Genomic DNA, 13292 nt, shown 5'->3' with positions numbered 1-13292 from the left:
ACAGATGAGTCTAAGCCAGGGCTTGCCAGACCCCGAGAGTGATCTTGGTCAAGCGGGCGGGCCGGCCTGCGGGCCGTTCGGCGGAACGTCATTCGGCGCGGGGGCCTGAGCCTGAGCGGGCATGGCCGGCGGCTCGTCCGGGGTCGCGATCGGCGCGGGCGCCACGGCATACGCCGGCATTGGCGCTGCCGGGGCCGGGGCTGCCTCCGGGGGCGCGAACGGCTGGGGTGCCTCGGGAACCTGCGGTCCCGGACCGGCCTGCGCCGCCGTCCCGGCCTGCGGCTCCAAGCAGATCATGCGGCAGGCCACCGTCGGACGCGCCGGCTCGGCGGGGGTCATCCACGGCGGCACCCACGGCTGGTTGGTGAGCGGGTTCTCCGCGGTGGACTGGCCCAGGTCGATCACCGACGACCCGGCCGTCGGATCGACCGAGGACAGTCCGTGCAGGTTCAGCGGCGATCCCGGTCCCAGGCCCTCGGGGTTCTCCAGGTGCTCCAGGTGAAGGTCGGCGATCGGCGGCGCCGGGCCGACGATCGGCGGCAGATCCACCGGTGCCACACCGGTGGCGTAGGCAGCCGCCCAGCCCATCACGTTCTCCGCGTAGGCCATCGAGTTGTTGTAGCGCAGGATCGCGGTCAGCACCTGGGAGTGCTCGCGCAGGTTGAGCCCGCCGCTGCACAGGTAGCGCGCCGCGGCCAGCGTCGCGTCGAAGACGTTCTGCGGGTCGGCCCTTCCGTCACCGTCGCCGTCGGCGGCGTAGCGCGCCCACGTTCCGGGCAGGAATTGCATCGGGCCCATGGCACGGGCGTAGACGACCCGTCCGGGGGTGGCGGTGTTGGCGACGATCACCTCGTTGCCCGGCAGGGTGCCGTCCAGCGTCGGGCCGTAGATCGGCTGCAGTACGGTGCCGTGCACGTCGGTGGCTCCGCCGTTGGCGTGGCTGGATTCGATGCGGCCGATACCGGCCAGCAGATTCCAGCTGATCCCACATTCGGGCGCCGCCACCGACATCTGATGTTCGGCGCTGCGGTAGGCCGCCAGGGCGGTCTTGGGGATGCCCAGCGTGCCGGGCGAGAAGACCACCGCCGCCGGTTGCACCGACAGTGCCCCCGCGGCCACGTGCAGGTTCGCCTGCGGGGGGCGGCGGACCGCGACCACCGCCGGGCCAGGGGAGCTCTTGGCGGTGGAGCCGGTGTTCACCGAGGCCGCGAGCGGCGTCACCGCCGCGGTACGCAGCGGGAGGACGGTCACAGACCGGGGCGTGGCGCCCACCGCGCCGGCGAACACCAGCGGGGTGATGAAGGTCAGGCCGAACGCCGGACGCAGGGCAGCGCGCGCTGACCTGCGCCACTTGGCCGCGCGGGGTAGCTGCCCCTCCGCTGCGGTCCCCCCTGTCGGCACTCGTTCGCCCCTCGTTCGCGGTGATGAAACCCGTCACGGGCTTCGTGAACTACGTCACCATACCCAACGCCGGTACCGCTGGTGAGGCTATCCGCGCCAGTGGATGCTCAGTTTGGTCTGCCGGATTGCGGCGCTGCCGGCTCGTCATCGACGATCTCGGGCTCCGGGCGAAACGCCTCCAGCACCTCGCGGAGTCGCTCGAGTTCGTGGTGCAGGTAATCGCGGGTGGGGACCTCACCGACCGCCAGCCGCAGTGACGCCAGCTCCCGGGCCAGATATTCGGTGTCGGCCTTGGTCTGGGCGGCCCGCCGCCGGTCCTCGTCCAGGCTGACCCGGTCGCGGTTCTCCTGCCGATTCTGGGCCAGCAGGATCAGTGGCGCCGCGTAAGCGGCCTGGGTGGAAAAAGCCAGGTTGAGCAGGATGAACGGGTAGGGGTCCCACTTCAGGCTGACCGCGTAGATGTTCAACAAGATCCAGCCCACCACCAGCACCGTCTGGATCGCCAGGTAACGGCCGGTGCCGAAGAACCGCGCCACCGACTCGGTGAACCGGCCCAGCGCGTCGGGGTCCATCCGCAGGCCGGGCAGCCGCGAGGTGCGCGGTGTGGACAGCCGCTGCGATCCCGGGCGATCGGTCACGAGGGCCTCCCGGCAAGTTTCGGCCCCAGGTCGGGCTCGGGGGTTTCACGCCAGTCATGCGGCAGCAGGTGATCCAGCACGTCGTCGACGGTGACCGCGCCCAGCAGGTGAAACTCTTCGTCGAGCACCGGCCCGCAGACCAGGTTGTAGGCGGCGAAATAGCGGGTCAGCTCCGCCAGGGCAACCTCCGGATTCAGCACCGGCAGATCGGAGTCGACGATCCCGCCGATCAGGTCGGCCGGTGGTTCGCGCAGCAGCCGTTGCAACGGGACGCAGCCCAGGTAGCGGCCGGTCGGGGTGGCGGTGGGGGCGCGCGTGACGAACACCAGCGACGACAGCGCCGGGGTGAGGTCGGGGTCGCGCACCCGGGCCAGCGCCTCGGCGATCGACGTGTCGGCGGTCAGCACCACCGGGTTGGAGGTCATCAGGCCACCGGCGGTGTCGGGGGAGTGCTCCAGCAGCCGGCGCACCGGATCGGAGTCGTCGGGGTCCATCCGCGCCAGCAGTGCCTCGGCTTCGCTGGGGTTGATGGCACCCAGCAGGTCGGCGGCGTCGTCGGGGTCCATCTCCTCGAGCACGTCGGCGGCGCGGTCGGTGCCCAGCTGGACCAGCACCGCCGCCTGGCGTTCCTCCGGCAGCTCTTGGAGGATGTCGGCCAGCCGCGCGTTGTCCATCGCGCTGATCACCTCGTAGCGCCGCTTGGGCGGCAGCTCACGGATGGCGTCGGCGACTTCGATGGGCCGCCAGCCCTCGAACTGCTGCAGCAGCTGGGCCACACCCTGGCCGGGCATGGCCAGCGCCGACGGGGTCAGGCCCTGCACGTTGTGCCAGTCCACGGTGTGCACGGCGGCACGACGGCCCAACCGCCGCGAGTGCCGCACCGCGATGCGCGTCACCAGCCAGTCGCGGGTGCGGCTCTGTTCGATGGCCAGATCGGTGACGGTCACGTCGACGCCGGCCAGCTCGGGAAGTTCGGGGTCAGTGATGCGAACCTTGGTGTCGAGCACCTGGCCCAGCACCAGCGCCTCGCCGGGCCGCTGGGTGAACTTGCGCAGTGACACCGTCCCGGTGTTCAGTGTGACCGCATGCGGCTCGATCGCCGCGACGCGCAGGATGGGTACGAAAATCCTTCGGCGCGTGGGCAATTCGACGACGAGGCCGAGAACTCGCGGTTGTTGACGCACGATGCTGAGGCTGATCACGACGTCGCGAACCCGTCCGACGGATTCGCCGGAAGCGCCCAGGACCAACATTCGTGCCAGCCGCGCCGCATAAACCCTGTTGTTCGACGCCATGGTTGAAAGGGTAAGAGTGATTGGGTGACCAACGCATATCGGCCCCGCCGGACCTGCCTGTCGGTACCGGGCAGCAGCAGCAAGATGATCGACAAGGCCAAGGCTCTGCCCGCCGACGAGATCTTCCTCGATCTGGAGGACGCCGTCGCACCGGCCGCCAAGGAGCAGGCGCGGGCCCGGGTCGCCGAAGCGCTCGCGGCGCCGGGCTGGTCCGCGCCGCTGATCGGGGTGCGCGTCAACGACTGGACCACCGCATGGACTCACGCCGACCTGATCGAGGTGGTCTCAGCCGTCGGTGCCGCAGGGACCCGCCTCGACGTCGTGGTGCTGCCCAAGGTGTCCGAGGCCTCCCACGTGCAGGCGCTCGACCTGCTGCTCACCCAACTGGAGACCGTCCACGGCCTGCCGGCCGGCCAGATCGGCATCGACGCCCAGATCGAGGACGCCCGCGGGCTGACCAACATCAACGCGATCGCCGCAGCCCCGCGGGTACAGGCACTGGTCCTGGGCCCGGCCGACCTGATGGCCAGCCTCAACACCCGCACCCTGGAAGTCGGCGAGCAGCCCGAGGGCTACACCGAGGGCGACGCCTACCACCACGTGCTGATGACGATCCTGGTCGCCGCCCGCGCCCACGGGATAGCCGCGGTCGACGGGCCGTATCTGAAGGTTCGCGACGTCGAGGCGTTCCGCCGGGTGGCCGGCCGGTCGGCCGCGCTGGGCTTCGACGGCAAATGGGTGCTGCACCCCGACCAGATCGCCGCCGGCAATGAGATCTTCAGCCCACGCCAGGCCGAGTACGACCACGCCGAGCTGATCCTGGAGGCCTACGCGTGGCACACCTCGCAGGCCGGCGGGGCGCGCGGCGCGGTGATGCTCGGCGACGAGATGCTCGACGAGGCCAGCCGCAAGATGGCGCTGGTGGTGGCCGGCAAGGGCCGGGCGGCCGGGATGCGCCGGCAGACGGCGCCGTTTGAGCCTCCGACCTAAGGGGTGAGCCGGGTCAGTGCAGTGTGGCGATGGCCAGGACGAACGACAGCACCACAGCCGCGCCGCCGACTGCGGTACCGGCCACCGCCATTCCGTGCCCGGCTTCACCGGTCCGCTTGATCTGGCTTATCGCGACCACGCCCAGGACGGCACCGACGAGCGCCAGCGGCCAGAACAACAGGCCCAGCAGCGAGGCCACCAGCGAGCTGATCGCCAGGACGTTGGTGCGCTGCGCCTGGCCGGGGTTGTAGTAGCCGCCCGGATACGGTGCGCCGTATCCGGGCGGGGCGCCGAAGCCGGGCGGGCCATACGGCGAGGACGGGCCCGGAGGTGGACCGTAGCCGGGTGGCGGGCCTGGGGGCGGGCCTGGGGGCGGGCCGTAGCCGGGTGGCGGGCCCGAGGGCGGGCCGTAGCCGGGCGGCGGCGGACCCGGGGGCGGAAAGCCGGCGGGCGGAAAACCCGCCGCCGGGAACTCGGCGGGCGGAAAGCCGGCGGGCGGATAGCCGGGCGCCGGGGGGTACGGATCGAAGTCCGAAGGGTAGGGCACGCCGCCCGGTTCGGGTCTCGGTGTCCCGGCGGCCCAGGGTTGGTCGGGGTTGCCTGGTGGATTCTCGCCAGAATCTCCGCCGGGAGCTGTCATGCTGTTCAACCTAGCGGATGCACCGGGGGCTGCCTGATGCTCGCCGGTCCGAAAGCCGCCCGGAGTGAGGAGCGTACAAGCCCATGACCAGCCCGTTCCAGCCAGGACAAGGTCCTGATCCGCTCGGTGCGGCGGCCGGCCCGGCACACCGTGATGTGGCCCGGTTACCCACCCCGCCCAAGGGGTGGCCGATCGGTGCCTACCCCACCTACGCCGAGGCGCAGCGTGCGGTGGATTACCTGTCCGATCAGCAGTTTCCAGTGCATCAGGTGACGATCGTCGGCGTCGACCTGATGCAGGTTGAGCGGGTCACCGGCCGGCTCACCTGGCCCAAGGTGCTCGGCGGCGGTGTGCTGTCGGGGGTGTGGCTGGGCCTGTTCATCGGCCTGGTGCTGGGCATTTTCAGTGAGAACCTGACTCAAGCGCTGGTGACCGGCCTGATCGCCGGGGTGTTCTTCGGCTTGATCACCTCCTCGGTGCCGTATGCGATGGCACGCGGCACAAGGGATTTCAGCTCCACCATGCAGCTGGTCGCGGGCCGCTACGACGTGCTGTGCGACCCGCAGAGCGCTGAGCAGGGCCGCGACCTCTTGGCTAAGCTGACTCTTTAAGAGTTCTCGCGGAGGGAGTCGTGGCGTGGCGAGTCGGCGCGGTTGTCTACGCCGGCTGGGAGCGGTCACGCTGACCGGTCTGACCGTCGCCACCGCCGCAGCGGCTTGCGGCTCGGGTGATCAGGCGTCCGGTGCCCCGGTGATCAGCGTGTACACCCCGGCCAACGACGCCGCCACCTTCGACGTGATCGCCCGGCGCTGCAGCCAACAGGCTGCGGGCCGCTACCGCGTCGCCCAGGTCAGCCTGCCGCGAGCCGCCGACGACCAGCGTCTGCAGTTGGCCCGCCGACTCACCGGCAATGACCGGACCCTCGACGTGATGGGCCTGGATGTGGTGTGGACGGCGGAGTTCGCCGAGGCCGGCTGGGCGTTGCCGCTCTCCGACGATCCCGCCGGACTCGCCGAGGCCGACGCCGTCGCCGATACCCTGCCGGGGCCGCTGGCGACCGCCCGATGGCACCAGCGGCTCTACGCCGCGCCGGCGATCACCAACACCCAATTGCTGTGGTATCGGCCGGACCTGATGACCGCGGCGCCCACCACCTGGGACGCCTTGGTCACCCAGGCCGCCCGACTGCATGCCGCGGGCGAGCCGAGCTGGATCGCGGTGCAGGCCAAGCAGTATGAGGGCCTGGTGGTGTGGTTCAACACGCTGCTGGAAAGCGCCGGCGGACGCGTGCTCGCCGAGGACGGCAAGACCGTCACCTTGACCGACACCGCCGAACGCCGAGACGCCACCGTCGCGGCACTGCGAGTCATGAAGGCGGTGGCCACCGCGCCGGGAGCCGACCCGTCGATCACCCAGACCGATGAGGGCACCGCCCGGTTGGCGTTCGAGCAGGGCAAGGCGGCATTGGAGGTCAATTGGCCGTTCGTGCTGCCGTCGATGCTGGAGAACGCGGTCAAAGGCGGGGTGGGATTCCTGCCGCTGCAGCACAATCCGGACCTGGCCGGCAGCGTCGACGACGTCGGTGCGTTCGTGCCCACCGACTCCCAGTACCGGATCGCCTATGACGCCAGCCGCAGCGTGCTCGGATTCGCGCCGTATCCGGCTGTGCGGCAGGGGTACCCGGCCAAGGTGACGCTGGGCGGGCTGAACCTGGCGGTGGCGCGGACCACCCGGCACCGCGCACAGGCCTTCGACGCGGTGCGCTGCCTGCGCAGTGCGGCCAACCAGAAATACGTCGCCATCGAGGGCGGCCTGCCCGCAGTGCGCGCCTCGGTCTACGCCGACCCGCAGTTCCAGGCGAAGTACCCGCAGCACAAGATGATCCGCGACCAGCTCACCAACGCCGCGCTGCGCCCGGTGACGCCGGTCTATCAGGCGGTGTCGACCCGGATCTCGGCGACGCTGGCGCCCATCACCGCGATCGACCCGGAGCGCACCGCAGACGAGCTGGCCGTCCAGGTACAAAAGGCCATCGACGGCAAGGGGCTGATTCCGTGACCCCCCGCGCCGACGACGCCGCCTCGCAGCGGCGGCTGGCCGTGCTGTTGGTCGCACCCGCGGCACTGCTGATGCTGGCCGTGACCGCCTACCCGATCGGCTACGCGATCTGGCTGAGTCTGCAGCGCTACAACCTGGCCAACCCCGGCGACACCGCGTTCGTCGGCCTGGCGAACTACCAGACCACGCTGACCGACTCCTACTGGTGGACCGCGTTCGGCGTGACGCTGGGAATCACGGTGGTCTCGGTGGCGATCGAATTCGTGCTGGGGCTGGCGCTCGCACTGGTGATGCACCGCAGTCTGTTCGCCAAGGGGCTGGTGCGTACCGCGGTGCTGGTGCCCTACGGCATCGTCACGGTGGCCGCCGCCTACAGTTGGTATTACGCCTGGACGCCCGGCACCGGATACCTGGCGAATCTGTTGCCCGCCGGCAGCGCCCCGCTCACCCACCAGCTGCCGTCGCTGGCCGTCATCGTGGCCGCCGAGGTCTGGAAGACGACGCCGTTCATGGCGTTGCTGCTGCTGGCCGGATTGGCGCTGGTGCCCGATGACCTGCTCAAGGCGGCGCAGATCGACGGCGCGGGCGCCTGGCGGCGACTGGTGAAGGTGGTCCTGCCGATCATGAAACCCGCCATCTTGGTGGCGCTGTTGTTCCGCACGCTGGACGCGTTCCGGATCTTCGACAACATCTATGTGCTCACTGGCGGCTCCAACGGCACCGGATCGGTGTCGATCCTGGGCTACGACAACCTGTTCAAGGGCTTCGATGTGGGTCTGGGTTCGGCGATCTCGGTGCTGATCTTCGTCTGCGTGGCACTGATCGCGGTGGTGTTCGTCAAGTTGTTCGGTGCCGCGGCACCGGGATCGGGCCAGAAATGACAGACGTTCGCCGCCGCGCGGCGTGGCTGATCATCAACGTGGCCGTGGTGGCCTATGCGCTGGTGCCGGTGTTGTGGATTCTGTCGCTGTCACTGAAGTCGACGTCAACGGTCAAGGACGGCAAGCTGATTCCGTCGTCGGTGACCCTGGACAACTACCGCGGGATCTTCAGCGGTCGCCGCACCGGGTCGGCGTTCGCGTCCGCACTGGTCAACTCGGTGGGTATCGGGCTGATCACAACGGTGATCGCGGTGGTGATCGGAGCGATGGCCGCCTACGCGGTGGCACGGCTGGAGTTCGCAGGCAAGCAGCTGCTGGTGGGTGCCGCCCTGCTGATCGCGATGTTCCCGCAGATCTCTTTGGTGACACCGCTTTTCAACATCGAGCGGGCAACGGGTCTGTTCGACACCTGGCCAGGCCTGATCATCCCCTACATCACCTTTGCGCTGCCGCTGGCCATCTACACGCTGTCGGCGTTCTTCTCCGAGATCCCCTGGGACCTGGAGAAGGCGGCCAAGATGGACGGCGCCACTCCGGGCCAGGCGTTCCGCAAGGTGATCGCGCCACTGGCCGCACCCGGAATCGTTACCGCGGCGATCCTGGTGTTCATCTTCGCCTGGAACGACCTGCTGCTGGCGCTGTCGCTGACCGCGACCGAGGCCTCGATCACCGCGCCGGTGGCGATCGCGAACTTCACCGGCAGCTCGCAGTTCGAGGAGCCCACCGGATCCATCGCCGCCGGAGCGATGGTGATCACGGTGCCCATCATCATCTTTGTTCTAATCTTCCAACGACGAATCGTGGCCGGGCTGACCTCCGGTGCGGTGAAGGGATAGGCCGATGGCAGAGATCGAACTCCTCCACATCACCAAGAGTTACCCCGATGGTGCTGTGGCGGTGAAGGATCTGTCGTTGACCATCGCCGACGGCGAGTTCATCATCCTGGTGGGCCCGTCCGGCTGCGGTAAATCCACCACGCTGAACATGATCGCCGGGCTGGAGGAGATCTCGTCGGGGGAGTTGCGGATCGGTGGCCAGCGCGTCAACGAACGCGCTCCCAAGGACCGCGACATCGCAATGGTGTTCCAGTCCTACGCCCTGTACCCGCACATGACGGTGCGGGGCAACATCGCGTTCCCGCTGACCCTGGCCAAGATGAAGAAGCCGCAGATCGCCGAGAAGGTCGCGGAGGTAGCCGAAATCCTGGACCTGACCGCCCTGCTGGATCGCAAGCCGTCGCAGCTCTCCGGCGGGCAGCGCCAGCGGGTCGCGATGGGGCGGGCGATCGTGCGGCATCCCAAGGCTTTTCTGATGGATGAGCCGCTGTCCAACCTGGATGCCAAACTGCGGGTGCAGATGCGCAGCGAGATCGCCCGGCTGCAAAGGCGGCTTCGCACCACCACCGTCTACGTCACCCATGACCAGACGGAGGCGATGACGCTCGGCGACCGGGTGGTGGTGATGCAGGGCGGCATCGCTCAGCAGATCGGCACGCCCGATGAGCTCTACGAGCGGCCCGCCAACCTGTTCGTCGCCGGATTCGTCGGCTCACCGGCGATGAACTTCTTCCCCGGCACGCTGACCGCGACCGGCGCCCGGCTGTCGTTCGGCGAGGTGCCGCTGACCGATCAGGTCCGCGACACGATCGGCAAACACCCGGGGACGCACAGCGACGTGGTGATCGGGTTGCGGCCCGAGCATCTCGGTGACGCGGGCCTGCTCGACGCCGACGGGCGTGACCGGGCGGTGAGGTTCACTGCACGGGTCGATCTGGTCGAGTCGCTGGGCGCCGACAAGTACCTGTACTTCACGCCGGAGGAAGCGGCCGACACATCGGCGGAGAACGAGCTGGTGGCCCGGGTTCCGGCCGCGTCGAAGGCGACCGGCGGGCAGCCGATCGAGCTGGCGCTGGACCCCGCCGACGTGGTGGTGTTCGACGCCGCGTCCGGGGTGAACCTCAGCATCGCGCCGCCCGCGCAGTGAGCGACGAATTGGACCGGGTGCGCGAGCATCTGGGGGAGCACTTCGCCGCCCGAGGCATCGCTGCCGAACCCGCTGTCGCCCGGTTGACCTTCCTGGGTGTCGAGCCCATCGAGGTGCTGCGGTTCGGGCCCGGGCCCGACCGGTTGGTGCACTACGTGTCGGTGGGCTGTTCGCGGCATCCGATGGGTGACCCGGGCGAGATCCTCGCCGATCCGTTGCACGGACCCCGCGCGGAAATTGTGTTGCGCCTGCGGGTTTCCGGCTCGGCGTCCGGACTGGCCCGCAGCCTGGCCACGGTGGCGGCCGCGCCGGTGGTAGAGGGTGTGGTGCTGGTGCCCGACGCGCTGATGGACCTGGGTGGGCCGCTGTGGACCGGCGAGTCCGGTGCGGTTCCGTTCACCGCGATGCTGTTGGGCGACAGTGATATCGCCGAGGCGGCGTTGGAGCCGCCGCGTGAGCCGGTACGGTTCCTCTCGGCCACCCCGATCACCGCGACCGAGGCCGCGTGGGTGCGGCTCAAGGGCGCCGACGCCATGCGGGAGGCCTGGCGGTCCGACGGGGTGGACGTCTTCGACCCCGCCCGCCGGGCCTCCGAGCCCTCGTAGTTTCTGCCGCGAGCGTGCGTGTCTGTACGCCGACACACCGGTTTGGCCCGTACCACTGCGCACGCTCGCGCCGGACGGGACCCGACTCAGCGCCGTGCTGACAAGGTGTTGAGGCGTGCTGCGCGGTGTGGCCGAGCACGCCATCACCGAGATGGGGCGCGCCCTGACAGCCGCCCGACTCGACGCGCTGCCCATCGATCGCGCGATCGCGCACGTCACCGCGATGTTCGTCCGCACCGGCGCCGAATTCGCCGCGTTGATCAGCCTGGACGACGTCCACGTCGACCCGGAGACCAAGAACCGTGTCCTGAGGCAACCGTTGCGCCGCTTGATCGCCCGCGGGATGAAAGACGGCATCCTGCGCGGTGATCTCCCCCCGGAAGTGCTCTTCGAAATGTTCAGCGCACTCATCGTGCGGGCGCTGTCGCTGACCGCGGCCGGCACCGTCACACCCGAACACGCCACCGATGCCGTCGTCGCGGTATTCCTTGACGGCACAAGGGAGCTCAGCTCCCGGCGTCAACGCTGAAGCGCGCCGCCCCGCATCGCCACCGTGCGCAGTTGTACGAGATCTGCGGCGTGTCGGCGTACAGACACGCACCCTCGCCCGAAGGGGCGGGGCTCAGAGCCAGCCGTTGCGGCGGAACGCGCGGTAGAGCACCACGCAGATACCCGTCATGACGGCCGTCACCGCCGGATAGCCGAACGCCCAGTGCAACGCCGGCATGTGGTCGAAGTTCATACCGTAGATCCCGGCGATCATGGTGGGGACGGCGATGATGCCCGCCCAGGCCGACATCTTGCGCATGTCGGTGTTCTGCTGCATACCGACTCGCGCCAGTGCCGCCTGCACCAGCGAGCTGAGCATCTCATCGTAACTGGCGATCTGGTCGGCGGCGCGGCTGTGGTGATCGGCGACGTCGCGCACGTAGCGTCGCACCTCCTTGGAGATCAGATCCTTGTAGTCGGTCTGCATCCGCTGAAACGGCACGGAAAGTGGTGCAACGGCACGCCGCAGTTCGACGACTTCGCGCTTGATCTGGTAGATCGGTTCGACGTCGGTGCGGGTGCCGGGGGCGAACGCCACCTCCTCGATGGCGTCGATGTCGGTCTCCATGAGATTGGTCACCTCGACATAGCGGTCAACCACGTAGTCGGCGATGGCGTGCATCACGGCGTAGGGGCCCAGCCGCATGTGGTCGGGGTCGGTGTCCATCTGTTTGCGGACCTGCGCCAGCCCGCTGTGGTCGCCGTGCCGGACGGTGACGACGAAGTTCTTGCCGACGAGGACCATGATCTCGCCGGTTTCGACGATCTGCCTGGCCAGCACCACCGATTCGTGCGGGACGTAGTTGACGGTCTTGAGCACCAGGACCAGGATCTCGTCGTAGCGTTCGAGCTTGGGCCGCTGGTGGGCGTGCACGGCGTCCTCGACTGACAGTTCGTGCAGGTCAAACGTTTCGGCCACGGCCTGCATCTGGCGGTCGTCGGGCTCGTGCAGGCCGATCCAGACGAAAGCCTGCGTGCCGGCCCCCTCGATCTGGCGCACCTTGGCCAGGGCCCCGGCGGGGGTGAACTCGCCGGGAACCCGCGCGCCATCGGAGTACACGCCGCAATCGACGAGAACTCGCGGAGCCGGGTCGCTCGGGGCTGTCATGGCGAGCCTCCACTCTCGGCGCAGATGCCGGTCAAATGCTACGCGTCCGGCCCCCGCATGACCGTCCGGAGTTTCGGTGTGGCGGTGCGGTGCGCTAGTTTCGATCCGACCGAGACTTCTCCCACATCGAACCCGTTCGAGGAGCACTTGACGTGAGCACAACCCCACTCAAGGTGGCCGTCACCGGCGCCGCCGGCCAGATCGGCTACAGCCTGCTGTTCCGCCTTGCCAGCGGCTCGCTGTTGGGCCCCGACCGGCCGATCGAACTGCGTCTGCTGGAGATCGAGCCCGCCCTCAAGGCGCTCGAGGGCGTCGTGATGGAGCTGGACGATTGTGCGTTCCCGCTGCTGTCCGGCGTGCAGATCGGCTCGGACGCCGACAAGATCTTCGACGGCGTGAACCTGGCGCTGCTGGTCGGCGCCCGCCCGCGCGGTCCGGGCATGGAGCGCAGTGATCTGCTCGAGGCCAACGGCGCGATCTTCACCGCACAGGGCAAGGCACTCAACTCCGTTGCCGCCTCCGACGTCCGCGTCGGTGTGACCGGTAACCCGGCCAACACCAACGCGCTGATCGCGATGAGCAATGCCCCCGACATCCCCAAGGAGCGGTTCTCCGCCCTGACCCGCCTGGACCACAACCGGGCCATCTCGCAGCTGGCGAAGAAGACCGGTGCCAGGGTCACCGACATCACGAAGGTGACGATCTGGGGTAACCACTCGGCCAGCCAGTACCCGGACATCTTCCACGCCCAGATCAACGGGAAGAACGCCGCCGAGGTCGTGGGCGACGAGGCCTGGATCGAGAAAGACTTCATCCCGACCGTCGCCAAGCGCGGTGCGGCCATTATCGACGCCCGCGGCGCCTCCTCGGCCGCCTCGGCCGCGTCGGCGACCGTCAACGCCGCCCGCGACTGGCTGCAGGGCACTCCGGCCGATGACTGGGTCTCGATGGCCGTGGTCTCCGACGGCTCCTACGGGGTGCCCGAAGGCCTCATCTCCTCGTTCCCGGTCACCACCAAGAACGGCGACTGGAGCATCGTGCAGGGCCTGGAGATCAACGACTTCTCCCGCAAGCGCATCGACGCCTCGACCGCAGAACTGGCCGAGGAGCGCGAAGCCGTCACCGGGCTGGGCCTGATCTAACG

Annotated in this window: 13 protein-coding genes and 1 pseudogene; 9 read left to right on the top strand and 5 right to left on the bottom strand. The window is 69.0% G+C overall.

Going from position 1 to position 13292, the window contains the following annotated elements; all coding sequences use genetic code 11:
• Positions 1–48: 48 nt before the first annotated feature.
• The 3 genes and pseudogenes from K6T84_RS00340 to K6T84_RS00330 all read right to left on the bottom strand — a co-directional run.
• Positions 49–1401 (bottom strand): lytic transglycosylase domain-containing protein, encoded by a 1353-nt coding sequence (locus tag K6T84_RS00340; protein ID WP_408066032.1) that lies wholly within the window; start codon positions 1399–1401, stop codon positions 49–51.
• 107 nt (positions 1402–1508) lie between these two features.
• Positions 1509–2039, bottom strand: a complete 531-nt coding sequence (locus tag K6T84_RS00335) for a DUF1003 domain-containing protein (RefSeq protein WP_225398949.1) — start codon at positions 2037–2039, stop codon at positions 1509–1511.
• Positions 2038–3334, bottom strand: a pseudogene (locus tag K6T84_RS00330) (magnesium transporter MgtE N-terminal domain-containing protein); the annotation flags it as partial. The gene K6T84_RS00335 and the pseudogene K6T84_RS00330, both read right to left, overlap by 2 nt.
• A 24-nt stretch (positions 3335–3358) precedes the next feature.
• Here K6T84_RS00330 and K6T84_RS00325 point away from each other — a divergent pair.
• Positions 3359–4324 carry an HpcH/HpaI aldolase/citrate lyase family protein gene (locus K6T84_RS00325; RefSeq protein ID WP_225398951.1) on the top strand — a complete coding sequence of 322 codons (966 nt, stop codon included), beginning with the start codon at positions 3359–3361 and terminating at the stop codon, positions 4322–4324.
• Positions 4325–4337: 13 nt separating this feature from the next.
• Here the strand turns inward: K6T84_RS00325 and K6T84_RS00320 are convergent, their stop codons facing one another.
• Positions 4338–4871 carry a DUF4190 domain-containing protein gene (locus K6T84_RS00320; RefSeq protein WP_304621328.1) on the bottom strand — a complete coding sequence of 178 codons (534 nt, stop codon included), beginning with the start codon at positions 4869–4871 and terminating at the stop codon, positions 4338–4340.
• A 176-nt stretch (positions 4872–5047) separates the two neighbouring features.
• On the opposite strand from K6T84_RS00320, the gene K6T84_RS00315 reads away from it, so the two are divergent.
• The 7 genes from K6T84_RS00315 to K6T84_RS00285 all read left to right on the top strand — a co-directional run bounded on the left by K6T84_RS00315 (position 5048) and on the right by K6T84_RS00285 (position 11020).
• Positions 5048–5575, top strand: a complete 528-nt coding sequence (locus tag K6T84_RS00315) for a YflT domain-containing protein (protein WP_224864965.1) — start codon at positions 5048–5050, stop codon at positions 5573–5575.
• Between the two features lie 25 nt (positions 5576–5600).
• The gene (locus K6T84_RS00310) at positions 5601–7022 is read left to right on the top strand and encodes an extracellular solute-binding protein (RefSeq protein ID WP_225401668.1); all 1422 of its coding nucleotides are present in this window, start codon (positions 5601–5603) and stop codon (positions 7020–7022) included.
• Complete coding sequence (locus K6T84_RS00305) at positions 7019–7903, top strand: carbohydrate ABC transporter permease (RefSeq protein ID WP_224864967.1); 885 nt, start codon at positions 7019–7021, stop codon at positions 7901–7903. The genes K6T84_RS00310 and K6T84_RS00305 overlap by 4 nt, the downstream gene beginning before the upstream one ends.
• Positions 7900–8739, top strand: coding sequence for a carbohydrate ABC transporter permease (locus K6T84_RS00300; RefSeq protein ID WP_225401669.1), 840 nt, complete (start codon positions 7900–7902; stop codon positions 8737–8739). The genes K6T84_RS00305 and K6T84_RS00300 overlap by 4 nt, the downstream gene beginning before the upstream one ends.
• 4 nt (positions 8740–8743) lie before the next feature.
• Entirely contained in the window at positions 8744–9886 is a 1143-nt protein-coding gene (locus K6T84_RS00295) for an ABC transporter ATP-binding protein (protein ID WP_225401670.1), read from the top strand.
• Positions 9883–10491, top strand: a complete 609-nt coding sequence (locus K6T84_RS00290; protein WP_225401671.1) for a suppressor of fused domain protein — start codon at positions 9883–9885, stop codon at positions 10489–10491. Before K6T84_RS00295 ends, K6T84_RS00290 begins: the two co-directional genes overlap by 4 nt.
• Positions 10492–10606: 115 nt before the next feature.
• Positions 10607–11020, top strand: coding sequence for a hypothetical protein (locus K6T84_RS00285; protein WP_225401672.1), 414 nt, complete (start codon positions 10607–10609; stop codon positions 11018–11020).
• 93 nt (positions 11021–11113) lie between these two features.
• Here K6T84_RS00285 and corA read toward each other — a convergent pair whose 3' ends face one another.
• Positions 11114–12148, bottom strand: coding sequence for a magnesium/cobalt transporter CorA (gene corA, locus K6T84_RS00280; RefSeq protein ID WP_408066031.1), 1035 nt, complete (start codon positions 12146–12148; stop codon positions 11114–11116).
• Between the two features lie 152 nt (positions 12149–12300).
• On the opposite strand from corA, the gene K6T84_RS00275 reads away from it, so the two are divergent.
• Positions 12301–13290, top strand: coding sequence for a malate dehydrogenase (locus tag K6T84_RS00275; protein ID WP_224864972.1), 990 nt, complete (start codon positions 12301–12303; stop codon positions 13288–13290).
• Positions 13291–13292: the final 2 nt, after the last annotated feature.

Origin of the sequence: Mycobacterium zoologicum, assembly GCF_020181635.2 — a bacterium.
GTDB classification, from domain to species: domain Bacteria; phylum Actinomycetota; class Actinomycetes; order Mycobacteriales; family Mycobacteriaceae; genus Mycobacterium; species Mycobacterium zoologicum.
Note: the sequence above shows the minus strand (reverse complement) of the source record. Positions and strands in the feature narration are given on the sequence as shown.

What these genes read in the sequence shown, in the direction of transcription:
- K6T84_RS00315 (WP_224864965.1), top strand. Translation starts at nt 5,048, where the DNA reads ATGACCAGCCCGTTCCAGCCAGGACAAGGTCCTGATCCGCTCGGTGCG.
- K6T84_RS00300 (WP_225401669.1), top strand. Translation starts at nt 7,900, where the DNA reads ATGACAGACGTTCGCCGCCGCGCGGCGTGGCTGATCATCAACGTGGCC.
- K6T84_RS00295 (WP_225401670.1), top strand. Translation starts at nt 8,744, where the DNA reads ATGGCAGAGATCGAACTCCTCCACATCACCAAGAGTTACCCCGATGGT.
- corA (WP_408066031.1), bottom strand. Translation starts at nt 12,148, where the DNA reads ATGACAGCCCCGAGCGACCCGGCTCCGCGAGTTCTCGTCGATTGCGGC.